This is a genomic window from Candidatus Melainabacteria bacterium (assembly GCA_003963305.1).
GTDB lineage: Bacteria > Cyanobacteriota > Vampirovibrionia > Obscuribacterales > Obscuribacteraceae > PALSA-1081.
Window position 1 is genome coordinate 73,112 of sequence record RXJR01000002.1, and the last position, 11,791, is coordinate 84,902.

Here is an 11,791-nt window from a genome sequence, read left to right on the forward strand (position 1 = left end):
CATTTCCCAAGAATTAGCTCTTAGGCACTGAGAGTACATCCTTCTTGCTTCCGGACCATATTTCGATTTCGTGTAGTGGTGGTGGTGGTGGTGGTGCTGAAGGCATTGCGCCTGGCATGCCGCCTGCATCTCCTGGTGCTCCTGGAAGTGGAGGTGGAGGAAGAGCGGATGGTGGTGGGAGCGCTGAAATTTCGCTCTTAGGCGATGGTGGCTTCGCAAACAGTGACGTTACATCAACTGTTGCCACGGGTGTGTGATCTTTATCGTTTCTGAGCGTTAGATAAAGCTTACCCGCGACGATGCCCTTGATCAGCTTGCCAGCATCTTCAGGAGATACGGCAACTGTGACAGAGCTGGCAGGAACAGCGGTGGCTGCGCCTGGGGTCTTCTGGTACATCTGACCAACTGCGATCACTTCGACGTCTGACAGGATTGGTTGAGCCTTAGTATCAGGTCCGGAGCCAACCATGGCGATGATGTCTACGTGAGATTCTGGTGTGACGAAACCTGCTACACCAGAGTTGTTATCCACTGCAAACGTTACAGCGCGATATCCTTCCTTCAGTCTGGCTTCGAAACCAAGGGAAATTCCTTGTGGTGCTAAGTCGTGCTGTGACACGATTTGACCAGTTGAAATACCGTATTTGGCTACGCGTCCAGCCGCAAGGCTCGCAGATGTGATTGCATCTTGCGGGATTTTGCTCTGCTCGATCTCGCGCTCTTCTAAAGCTTCAGTTGGAATTGTCTGACCTTCAGGGATGTCCTTGATGGTGTAGACAACTTTGCCCTTAGCATTCATTTTCGACTCGAGTTCGGCCTGCTTGCTTTGGAATGTCTTTTCTTGTTCAGAAACTTTTCCCGTCACCATCATTGTCACCACAACGGCTAAGCCGATGATGATGAGCAGCATTACTGCTGGAGGCATTCGGGAAAGGCTTAAAAACAAAGCTCGTAATGGATTCATTACGGTTCCCCCTTCTATCTATCTCTTGAGAAAGATTAACCAATTACTATTAACGCACATTGGTGACGCAAGAACAACGCTTGTCCTGTGCCCTACCAAAAATGTTTTACCCGCAAAAGCGTGATTTCTAAACGATTTCGTCAAAGTGGGGTTACAAAGAGCAGATAAACTTCCCATCTTTCGATGTCATGAAGTGCTTACACCAGCTCGCTTACGTTGAAATTTGCTTGGCGATGAAGTGGTTTTGACTGGCACTCCACAACGCGGAAATGAAGCAAGCATGCAAAAACGGGAGGGCCTTTCCGCTAGCCCTCCCGTTTTCAATTTTCTGTTACTGGGCGATTAGGACGCGCTAGCAGCAGCACTCGACAGGTTGTTCAATTGTGAAACAACTGCGCTGAATGCTTGCGAAATAGCGCCGGTCAAAGCACCCTTGGTGATACCGAATACTAGGGCTACGAGAATCGCGACGAATGCCAAGATGGCGCCGTATTCTGTAATACCTTGTCCTGACTCGTCAGTAATGAAGCGATTAACCATGTGAGAACCTCCTTAGTCGATCTCCACTCGTAGTACCTATGCTGATGAGATTCTACTCCCTAAGCATCGATAATATGCAAGATCTATACTTTAGTAATGTATTACTTTGAGCAACAACAACACAACAACAACTGAATAGATTGAAAGACTATTTTACGAAAAACCTCCTCGCTTTCTATCCGCCGTCGCTTTCGGTTGAATTATCAACCGCTTTCTTTCAGCTTACTTTTCTATCATAGCTTATACCCGAAAGTTGCCTAGTGGTTGTCAAATTAAATGTTGGGGTCAGAGCATCGAAAATCTTCGAAATTGTCCACCCGCTTGGCGACATGGCATAATTGTTGGTTAGAGTATTCTCAAGTTAGGCCCGTATTTTCTCGTTGGTGAACTATCCCTTTGAGCACCCCAGACTCCAAATCGAAACAGGCGCCCGTAGAAGCAGCCCAGAAACGAGTTCGCAATTACATATATAGGAATGAGAAAGATGGTTGGTGGCCCTACTTGCCCGGCCGCTCTGCCTCGACAGAAGCAACTGCCTGGTGCGCTCTCTCATTAAACGAGAACGACCCGGTTCTGCCCCGTACTCTCAACTATTTGATCAAGTCGCAGAATCCAGACGGCGGCTGGCCCACAGGACCCAACGAAGGCAAGTCTGATTGGTGCAGCGGACCGGCTTTGTTTGCACTACGAACAGTGGCAACCGGAAAGCCAAGCAAACAAGCCAATGCCGCTTACGAAAAAGGGGCAAACTTTCTTTCAGAGCTGCCCACAGAGCTCTACAATCTGGCCGCTCGCATGCTGCTCGGCGCTGTGCAGGGCGTCAAAGCAACAGAAGAAGCGGCGCGCGGCTGGCCCTGGTCGCGTGGGTGCTATCACTGGGTGGAGCCAACCAGCTACAACCTTTATGCCTACAAAATTCCGGAGTTAACCACTTATAAAGGTGGATTCAATCAAGTGATCTTGAGAGCTAATAAGTTTCTTCTAGAAAATACTTGCTCAGCCGGCGGTTGGAATCACGGCAGTCATTTCAGCCTGGGTGTGAACCTGCCTCCATATATAGTGACAACTGCGGAAGCACTTCTGGCCCTGCAAGACTTTCCAGACCACCAAGAAATAGTGCGCGCCTTTGCATTCCTCGACGCCAGCAGCGAAGCGGCAGAGGCCGGGCAAAAAAATTCAGCTATGGGTCTTGCCTGGATGGCGCTTGCTTTCCACGCCTACAACCGTGATACAACCAAGATAGTTTCGAAGCTTGTTTCACTGCAGAAAGAAGATGGCAGTTTCGGACCAAATATGATGGTTACAGCTCTTGCATCGATGGCATTGCACACCGTTGATGGAGTCAACCCTTTCAAGATGAAAACTGACAAAATCAAACCTGAAAGCGACAAAAAACCGGCGTAGAGAAGATGGAAGAAAAAAAACACCCCTGCAAATACAGTGCCGCAAAGCATGCCGCCGGTTCAGTCCAGGCGCAAGCGCATTCGTCTTCAACGCCGCCGGACTTGACTTACAAAATCAAGCGTCGCGATTTTCTTGCTGGAGCTGCCGGCGCCGTCACTGCGGTGGCGCTAGGCGGATGCGGTGGACATAAGATCAACGTCGATCTGCAGGAAGCCACTCCTGCACAACTAGCGTGGAAAAAGCAGGGACGGTCCGTTGTCGGTCTGCTCGAATGTCCTTCTTACGAAGAGGATATCTTCAAAGCGATTAAACCTTTTCTGCCGACTCTCAATCTGCCCGACCTGAAAAACAAAACTGTCGTAATCAAGCCAAACATGGTCGAGTTTCATCCGATTTCACCGATTACGACGAATCCGGCTGCCATCTTGGCAGCTGTAGAGCTGGCCAATTACCTTGGTGCAAAAGAGATCATTATCGGTGAAGGTCCGGGGCACATGCGCGATACAGAGTTTTTGCTGGAAGCCTCAGGCATCGGTGCCCTGTGCAAAAAGCATAAATTACGTTACGTGGATCTCAATCTTGACGATCTGGAAAAAGTCGAAAACGTTGATGGATTCACGAAAATGAAAGAGTTCTACTTGCCCAAAACAATCATGGAAGCTGACGCAGTGATAAGCGTGCCGAAGATGAAAACTCACCATTGGGTGGGCATGACTGCTTCCATGAAAAATCTGTTTGGAACTGTGCCGGGGCGCAAATATGGCTGGCCAAAAAATATTCTCCACATAAATGGAATTCCTCACAGCATTCTCGATCTGATGCACATGATCAAACCTCAGATCGGCTTCGTTGACGGCATTATCGCCATGGAAGGTGACGGCCCCATCATGGGCACAGCCAAACCAATGGGATTGGTCGTGTTAGGTAGCGACCTGGCCGCAGTCGATGCGACTTGCGCGCGCACCATGGATATTCCGGTCGACCGCTTGCTCTACCTGAAGATGGCCGGCAAGGTAATAGGAAATACTGATCAATCACAAATAGACATCAAAGGTGTGCAGATAGCTTCAGTAAAAAAAGAATTCGAGATGCCGATTACATATCAAGACAAAAAACTGATGGTGCAAGCGAACAAAGGCGCCGGTTAACGATACAGCGCGGTGCGCAGGCTTCCTGAAGATCAAATCACAATCAGAATCTGAGCGCTTTATTGCACTATGATCTTACGCGTCTGCAATTTAGGAACTGGAGATCAGCGTGGTTGAACTGAGCGTTGTCATTCCTTCGATGAACGAGTCCAAAAATCTCGAATTTGTTTTGCCGCGCCTCAACTCGGTCTTAACAGAAACTGGGCTCGAATACGAAATTCTCATTATCGACACCGTCAATCCGGATATGGCCACGCAAGAAGTTTGCAAGAAAAATGCCGCCACTTATTTAAATCGCGCCCCGAACAACAGCTACGGATCTGCTAACCGTACCGGCATCAAGGCGGCAAAAGGTCACCATGTTTTAATTATGGATGCGGATGGATCGCACGAGCCTGAATTTATTCACAAGCTCTTGCCGCATCAAGATGCATACGACATTGTTATTGCCTCGCGTTATGCCAAGGGCGGAGCCAGTCGGGCCAAGACGAAAGCCATTGTCATGTCGAGAATGTTGAATGCGACATACGGCACTATTTTCAATTTAAAATATGCCGATTTGTCAAACAGTTTCAAACTATACAAAGCGAGTGTGTTGAAGCCGCTCGTTCTGCACTGCGAAAACTTCGACATCATTGAAGAAATTCTCGTCAAAGCACGACGGAATAATGCCGCTTTGAAAATTTTGGAAGTGCCTTACATCTTTCAAGAGCGCGTCACAGGCAAGTCAAAGCGAGAAACGGCCAAATTCATCTACACTTACCTGCGCACTCTCTGCCGACTTGTGCTGGGCGGCTGATGCTCAAACCTTGAGCACCTGATTGGTCCCCAAATGCTAATCACATGCCACACGGACCGGCAGGCGTTTAGGGATACAGCCTGACAATCGACTTCCTGTCATTATTTGTCAGTGCAAGAGTGGGATGCAGGTCGTCAGTTGCTGATACGGACATAGCGTCTCGTTTATCTGTCGAATGGTTGCGAATGCCGAACACGTGACCAACTTCGTGTAAACAGATCGCTCTCAAACGCTTTGGATCAAGCTTATATAGTGCCTCTTCGATAAATCTTACCTTGACTCGATCGAACATCCCGTTGTGGTAAGAAACAATATTCTCAGCCCACTGATTTTCGACCGTGTTCTCGCAAACAAACAGCACATCAGCATCTACGTATCTATCGGTAACGATGAAACGAACGGCCCCGTTGGCAGCATTCCGCCAGTCCCGCAAAGCCGCAAGTATTGCACTGGCAACGAGTCCATTTCGAGCCTCAGATACGACGCCCGAAATATAGACGCGCAGGGGTCCATGAGAAAGCGACCAACGGGGCTCACTCAAAGGGCGGGCGCTCGCAGACTGGCCGATTGAATCTACATTGGTTGATGATGACGATTGAACTATCGATTCAAGGGCATATGGTGGAAACTTCCGCCTGCCGGCGAAATACGCATCCCAGGCAATTTCAGAGGGAAAAGACCTTCCGATAACAAGAGTCTGTTTGGCTTTGGTTTCGAGCCTGAGGCGGGCTATCGCATCCAGAAGCGTTATGTGCGACTGGAAGGGATCTTTTGTAAGGGCGAGATTATCGAAGTAACTTTCAATCTCCTTGAGGTCATGAGGTCCATAACCGGAAAAGACATCACCAATGAAAACCTCACTGTGTTCGGCTTCTTTAACGTCAGTCCTGCCGACCAGGGGAGACGGCGCAATTCGGGGCGCTTCGGTCCAGACGAGCAGTCGCGCTGACTCTGCAGAATCGACAGCTTTTGTAGGCGCCGCTGCGGTCAAGCGCTCCTCGTCAAATGCACCGCCTGAACAAAAGCAGTCTGATCCTTCGGCAACGTCTTGTGCAATAGCATAAGACGCGCACACGACGATATTGCAATAGAGCGCGACCAAAGATGCGCACTTGAATCTCATTGACATGAATTAGCTGGTAAGAAGATTTAACGGACTGATATTACGCTGGATGCAAAGAGAAAACACCAGTAAAAATACTAGAAAAGATTCTGAAGTTCGAGCCAGAAGCGCGATGGTACAATTCCTGCCTGTATGACACTCCCATCCTCGCCTGCAAACAACGCAGGGAAGGCGTTTCCAACACATGAAGGTAATCATTCTCGCCGGTGGGTTGGGCACCAGATTGATGGAAGAGACCGTAGTCAAGCCCAAACCGATGGTCGAAGTCGGCGGACGACCGATTATCTGGCACATCATGAACATTTATGGGCACTATGGATTCAAAGAATTCATCGTAGCCCTGGGTTACAAAGGTGAAGTGATCAAGACTTATTTCTTGGATCAATATTATTTGGAAAACGACTTCAGCATCAACCTGGCCGACGGCAAAAAGCAAGTGCATGCCACAGCTTCTAAAGATTGGCTTGTGCACCTGATCGATACTGGTGCAGCGACGCAAACATCAGGACGAATCGCGCGCTTGAGAAAGTGGATCAACAACGAAACGTTCATGCTCACCTATGGTGACGGCGTGGCCAACGTCAACATCAAGGAGTTGGTGGCATATCACAAAGAGCGCGGCAAGCTGGCCACAGTGACAGCAGTGCGACCACCGGCAAGATTCGGGGCGCTCAACTTTGACGGCGAAAACATGCACGTCAACGACTTTATCGAAAAACCGCAGATGGGCGAAGGCTGGATTAATGGCGGTTTCTTCGTTCTTGAGCCGGAAGTTTTGGACTATCTAGGCGGTGATTCAGAAATTTTTGAGCGAGCACCACTGCAAAAACTGGCAGAAGACAATCAGTTAGTAGCCTTCAAGCACGATGGATTCTGGCAATGTATGGATACTCTGCGCGACGTGCGCCTGCTTGAAGGATTGTGGGAAGCAGCAGCTGCCCCGTGGAAGGTTTGGCCGTGAGCAAGTTTTGGCAAGGGCGACGGGTTTTCGTGACAGGTGGAACAGGCATGATCGGTTCATGGCTGGTCAAGGAACTGCTCGGCAAAAATGCCATGCCCGTCCTTCTCATACATGACGCCGATCCTCAATCTGAGCTTTATCGCAGCAAAGATGTCGATAAGTGCTGCATCGTCAACGGCGCACTGGAAGACTACGCCACTGTTGAAAGAGCCATCAACGAACACGAGATTGATACCGTCATCCACCTGGGCGCCCAAACTATAGTTGGTACAGCTCACCGGTCGCCGCTGCACACCTTTGAAGTAAATATTCGCGGTACCTACAACATCATGGAAGCATGCCGCGTGCATGCAAAAGTCGTTAAGGAGGTCGTTATTGCCTCCAGCGACAAGGCCTACGGTACGCAGAAGAATCTCCCCTATACAGAGGAGATGTCGCTGATTGGAAGAGCGCCTTACGAGGTTTCGAAAAGCTGCGCCGATCTCATCGCTCAATCGTATTTCCATACCTACAACACACCGGTGACGATTGCCAGATGCGGCAATATCTATGGCGGTGGCGATTTGAACTGGAATCGCATTGTGCCTGGCACGATTCGGTCGCTCTTCCACAAGCAACAGCCGGAAATACGCAGCGATGGTGCCTATGTGCGTGATTACATCTTCGTCAGGGACATCGCCCGCGCCTACATGCTACTGGCCGAGCAAACAACGAAAGCAGGGGTGCGCGGCGAAGCGTTCAACTTCAGCACTGAAGCACCACTTACGGTGCTACAGCTGGTACAGGCGATTCAGAAATTGCTCAAACTGGAAGAAATCGGTGTGCGAATTCTCAACCAGGCAGAAGGTGAAATCCACAGCCAGAGCCTTGCTGCAGGCAAAGCAAAAAAAGTATTGGGCTGGACCGCTGATTACGATCTAAACAGGGGGTTGAATGAAACCATCGATTGGTACAAAGCATTCCTTGGCTTCTGAGTTCAAAGACGCTTTCAAAGACAAGCGCGTGCTGGTTACCGGAGCCCGTGGCTTTATCGGCAAGCATGTGGTCACTTCCTTGCTCGAACTGGGTGCTTCGGTGCAAGCCAGTTCGAGAGACTGGGCCGGTACATCCAAAGACGACCATAATTTGCATTTGCTGGAGTGCGACTTAAGCAACTTCCAGAGCACGAAAGAACTCGTTGCGCAGAGCAGAGCCGATATCATTTTGCATCTTGCAGCCACGGTGACCGCGCAAGAGCGCATCGAACTGGTCATCCCGACTCTAAACAATATCGTTGTCGCCACTGTCAATCTGCTTATGAGCGCGACCGAAAGCGACTGCCAGCAGTTTGTAGCAGTCGCCACACCAGAGGAACCCAGCAACGACCTATCGCCGGCTTCACCTTATGCCGCCGCCAAACAGTGCGCCTCCATCTACTTCAAGCTCTTTCAAGAGCGCTATGGACTGCCTATAACAGTCGTAAAACCTTTTATGACTTTTGGTCCGGGGCAAGAATCGAGCAAATTGATTCCCCACATCATTCTCAGCTTGATGCGCAAAGTGCCACCACGCTTATCCGACGGCTCGCGCCAGTGCGACTTCGTTTATGTGCAAGATGTCGTGCGCGGGATTTTGAAAGCAGCCCTGATTCAGTCCACAAACACGGAACCAATCGACCTGGGCACAGGTCGATTGACCTCACTGGAAAATTTAGCCAGTCAGATCAGTAAATTGACCCATACGCATGTGGAAGCGCAGTTCGGTGTAGCTGATGTGCGCCAGAGTCGAGAACCCGTCGTTGCAGACATCGCCGCGACAAAGAAGTTGATTGACTGGGAGCCTCACTGGCGTCTGGAAGAAGCCCTTGAAGAAACAATCAGAACCTACCGAGAAACCATCAGTGTCTAAAGCTCAAGCACTCAGACAGCAAATTCTGGCGCTGGTCGAACAGTTTCATGACGAAGCATACCCGAAGCAGGAGTTCGTGCCCGGTCAGTCCGCTGTACCTGTCTCAGGAAGAGTCTACGATGGATCAGATATCAGCATGCTGGTCGACTCATCTCTCGACTTCTGGTTGACCACAGGTAGATTTGCCGAAGAATTCGAAAAGACTTTTGCCGAGTTCGTCGGAACAAGACACGCTCTTCTGTGCAATTCAGGCTCGTCAGCCAATCTGCTCGCCTTGTCTGCGCTCACCTCTGACAAGCTTGGCGACCGGCAACTAAAGCCAGGTGATGAAGTGGTGACAGTAGCAGCGGGATTTCCAACTACGGTCAATCCGATTGTACAAAACAATTTGGTACCAGTGTTTGTTGACATAGAACTAGCCACTTACGATCCGACTCCAGAACGATTACATGCCGCAATCAGCCCAAAAACAAAAGCAATTATGATCGCCCACACTTTAGGGAATCCATTCAACATCGCGGCAGTCAAAGAGCTAGCAAAAGAGCATGGACTCTGGCTTATCGAAGACAACTGCGATGCACTGGGCTCAAAATACGATGGAAAAATGACCGGCACTTTCGGCGATCTGGCGACAGTAAGCTTCTATCCAGCGCATCACATCACCATGGGTGAAGGCGGATGCGTGCTGACGAATAGTGGACCAATAAAAACTCTGGTCGAATCATTCCGCGACTGGGGACGCGATTGTTGGTGCGCGCCAGGCGTCTCAGATACATGTGGCAAACGCTTCCAGTGGCAGCTTGGTGATTTGCCGTTTGGTTACGACCACAAGTACATCTACAGCCACATCGGATACAACTTGAAGTTGACTGATATGCAAGCAGCGGTCGGTGTTTCGCAGTTGAAGAAGCTGCCGTCATTCATTGCAGCAAGAAAGAAAAATTGGAAGTTTCTGAGTGATAAACTGCAACCTTATCGGGATTATTTCATACTACCTGAAGCGACAGAGAACAGCGACCCGAGCTGGTTTGGCTTCCTGATCACACTGACAGAAAAAGCACCTTTTACCCGAACAGATCTTGTGCGCTATTTAGAAAGCAAGCGTATTGGCACACGACAATTGTTCGCGGGAAACCTGACAAGACAGCCAGCTTACAAGAATGTGCCGCACCGCATTGTCGGTGACTTGACCAACACAGACATCGTAATGACGAACAGCTTCTGGGTCGGGGTCTATCCGGGCTTAGACGAACCGATGCTTCAATACATCGTAGACAGCATCGCAGAATTCGTACGTAACTAATATTCGAAGTTTTTCCAATCGGAGTCGTCAACTTTAGTAGAAAGCGTTGCCGTTTTCGCTTCATCCCAGCTGTACAAATGCGGTTCTGGCTTACAGTCTGGATCGAAGAGCCATACCGTTCTGTCGTGGAAGTAATTGAGTAGTTCTTTGTTCTTCTCGGTGCCAAAATCTCTCGCCCAGACGATTTTAGAACTATCAAGATCGGGTCCGTTCACTACATATTCTCGTCTCGGATTGTGCCCCTCAGCGTAGTGCACCACAATCAAATGTTTGCCTGGAAGCGCAGCCAGTTTCTGCATAATTCGCACCCGCGGAAACTCGTCTTGTGCGTGTTGCATTTGTGCGTTAATCGCAGGCAGGGTGTAAAGCCCGCAGCCAAAACCCACGACGCAACCTAAAAGCGCAACTCTTGCCATTGGTATGCCAATTGCGACGTCTCTAAATTTGACCAGTCGCAGATGTCTGAAACCTTGTACGAGAAGCAGATAAATCGCACCTGTAACAGGACCGGCGTAATGCCGCTGAAAGCCCACAGCAGTGACTGTGATTCCTATTAACCCAGCCAGAAGCACTAGCCACAGCGGTCGCACGCGTTTGTCCGGCAGACTGAACAACGACCAGATCGCAAAAGGCATCAGTGTGACACCGACGAAAAAATGCATCAAACCGACAAAGCGACCGTTGATCATTGCGTCTATGGTAGCGGATTTTCTGTAGACAATCGTGTCAGTGGTGTCGTAGTTATCTTTCAGCTGCTGATTGTTGTAATGCGGTGCTGGATTGAGTTTCGACCATGCCCAAAGTGGAATCGGTGAGTACTGTCGTTGCCATTCCACGTACGGCATAGTGATTGGGTCACCAGTGACTCGGTAGTTGAAGTACAACATGCTGGCCAGCGTGAAAAGCCCTATCAATGTCGGCACCACCAACCAACGGTTGAACAACAAATGCAATCTCTTTTTCCTGGCCAGTGCACTTATAGCCGTGCTAAATGCAACAAACGCAGTCAATGCCCCCTCAAAAGGACGAGAGTTAGCCATGATTGCTGCGCCGACAACGAACCAATTCTCGCTGCTGAGAGAAATTTTTCGAGCCAATCGAGATGAGGCGCCTAAAACTAGTGCACCGCCTACTGCTGCCACAGAGCCGCCGAAATAAGAGTTCACCCAATACGATGCGATCCCCGGATGCACCAGCGGCATAAGACCGGCCAAAAGCGCCCATCGCGTCGGCACTAAGCCACACGCCATCCAATAAATCGCCCCACACATCAGACCAAAATTCAGCAAAATGCCGATCCACTTATTTCCAAGCAAAATTCCAACTGCAATTACAAGTCCCTGAAGCGGCGGATACTTCGACATATAGGTCGGCACGCTCAGCTCATGCTCAGTTTCGAAGAATTGCCACAGAGGCGGAGTTGGATTAGTGAGCCTCCCCATTGCAAAGGTCTCTCCAGCCAGAATGTAGCTGAACTCATCATGCGATCGCGGTTCAGGCACGTGCAAAATCGGTAAGGCGAGAAGCCTTGCCACAATGGCAAGAACGATAAGTAGCAGCAAGCATTTGCCACGCTGCCTGGAAAAATCACCGAAACTTCGCCAGAGCCTGGCGCTGAACCTTTCGACAATGCCCGTTCGAAGAAACATTCCTTTGCTGGAA

General features: G+C 49.8%; 11 protein-coding genes. 7 read left to right on the top strand and 4 right to left on the bottom strand.

What is annotated here, in order from left to right; translation table 11 throughout:
• Positions 1-13 precede the first annotated feature (13 nt).
• Both cpaB and EKK48_02870 read right to left on the bottom strand, forming a co-directional pair.
• Positions 14-964, bottom strand: coding sequence for a Flp pilus assembly protein CpaB (gene cpaB, locus EKK48_02865; GenBank protein ID RTL45394.1), 951 nt, complete (start codon positions 962-964; stop codon positions 14-16).
• Positions 965-1,306: 342 nt separating this feature from the next.
• Entirely contained in the window at positions 1,307-1,504 is a 198-nt protein-coding gene (locus tag EKK48_02870; protein ID RTL45395.1) for a Flp family type IVb pilin, read from the bottom strand.
• Between the two features lie 396 nt (positions 1,505-1,900).
• On the opposite strand from EKK48_02870, the gene EKK48_02875 reads away from it, so the two are divergent.
• The 3 genes from EKK48_02875 (at position 1,901) to EKK48_02885 (ending at position 4,855) form a co-directional block, all read left to right on the top strand.
• Positions 1,901-2,908 (top strand): hypothetical protein, encoded by a 1,008-nt coding sequence (locus tag EKK48_02875; GenBank protein ID RTL45396.1) that lies wholly within the window; start codon positions 1,901-1,903, stop codon positions 2,906-2,908.
• Positions 2,909-2,913: 5 nt separating this feature from the next.
• Positions 2,914-4,056, top strand: a complete 1,143-nt coding sequence (locus EKK48_02880; protein RTL45397.1) for a DUF362 domain-containing protein — start codon at positions 2,914-2,916, stop codon at positions 4,054-4,056.
• A 109-nt stretch (positions 4,057-4,165) separates the two neighbouring features.
• Positions 4,166-4,855: a glycosyltransferase gene (locus tag EKK48_02885; protein RTL45398.1), complete on the top strand. Its 690-nt coding sequence runs from the start codon at positions 4,166-4,168 to the stop codon at positions 4,853-4,855.
• Positions 4,856-4,922: 67 nt separating this feature from the next.
• On the opposite strand, the gene EKK48_02890 is transcribed toward EKK48_02885, so the two are convergent.
• Positions 4,923-5,984, bottom strand: coding sequence for a hypothetical protein (locus tag EKK48_02890; protein ID RTL45399.1), 1,062 nt, complete (start codon positions 5,982-5,984; stop codon positions 4,923-4,925).
• 178 nt (positions 5,985-6,162) lie between these two features.
• On the opposite strand from EKK48_02890, the gene rfbF reads away from it, so the two are divergent.
• The 4 genes from rfbF to rfbH are packed head-to-tail and all read left to right on the top strand — an operon-like array spanning position 6,163 to position 10,129.
• Entirely contained in the window at positions 6,163-6,939 is a 777-nt protein-coding gene (gene rfbF, locus EKK48_02895) for a glucose-1-phosphate cytidylyltransferase (GenBank protein RTL45400.1), read from the top strand.
• Positions 6,936-7,913 carry an NAD-dependent epimerase/dehydratase family protein gene (locus tag EKK48_02900; protein RTL45401.1) on the top strand — a complete coding sequence of 326 codons (978 nt, stop codon included), beginning with the start codon at positions 6,936-6,938 and terminating at the stop codon, positions 7,911-7,913. Before rfbF ends, EKK48_02900 begins: the two co-directional genes overlap by 4 nt.
• Positions 7,873-8,826, top strand: a complete 954-nt coding sequence (locus tag EKK48_02905) for an NAD(P)-dependent oxidoreductase (GenBank protein ID RTL45402.1) — start codon at positions 7,873-7,875, stop codon at positions 8,824-8,826. Before EKK48_02900 ends, EKK48_02905 begins: the two co-directional genes overlap by 41 nt.
• Positions 8,819-10,129: a lipopolysaccharide biosynthesis protein RfbH gene (gene rfbH, locus EKK48_02910; GenBank protein ID RTL45459.1), complete on the top strand. Its 1,311-nt coding sequence runs from the start codon at positions 8,819-8,821 to the stop codon at positions 10,127-10,129. Before EKK48_02905 ends, rfbH begins: the two co-directional genes overlap by 8 nt.
• On the opposite strand, the gene EKK48_02915 is transcribed toward rfbH, so the two are convergent.
• On the bottom strand, positions 10,126-11,778 hold the full coding sequence (locus EKK48_02915) for a hypothetical protein (GenBank protein RTL45403.1): 1,653 nt from the start codon (positions 11,776-11,778) through the stop codon (positions 10,126-10,128). The genes rfbH and EKK48_02915 overlap by 4 nt on opposite strands.
• Positions 11,779-11,791: the final 13 nt, after the last annotated feature.

Bases quoted from the DNA above. Each gene is read 5' to 3' on its own strand.
- cpaB (RTL45394.1), bottom strand. From the start codon at position 964: ATGAATCCATTACGAGCTTTGTTTTTAAGCCTTTCCCGAATGCCTCCA.
- EKK48_02870 (RTL45395.1), bottom strand. From the start codon at position 1,504: ATGGTTAATCGCTTCATTACTGACGAGTCAGGACAAGGTATTACAGAA.
- EKK48_02880 (RTL45397.1), top strand. From the start codon at position 2,914: ATGGAAGAAAAAAAACACCCCTGCAAATACAGTGCCGCAAAGCATGCC.
- EKK48_02890 (RTL45399.1), bottom strand. From the start codon at position 5,984: ATGTCAATGAGATTCAAGTGCGCATCTTTGGTCGCGCTCTATTGCAAT.
- rfbF (RTL45400.1), top strand. From the start codon at position 6,163: ATGAAGGTAATCATTCTCGCCGGTGGGTTGGGCACCAGATTGATGGAA.
- EKK48_02905 (RTL45402.1), top strand. From the start codon at position 7,873: ATGAAACCATCGATTGGTACAAAGCATTCCTTGGCTTCTGAGTTCAAA.
- EKK48_02915 (RTL45403.1), bottom strand. From the start codon at position 11,778: ATGTTTCTTCGAACGGGCATTGTCGAAAGGTTCAGCGCCAGGCTCTGG.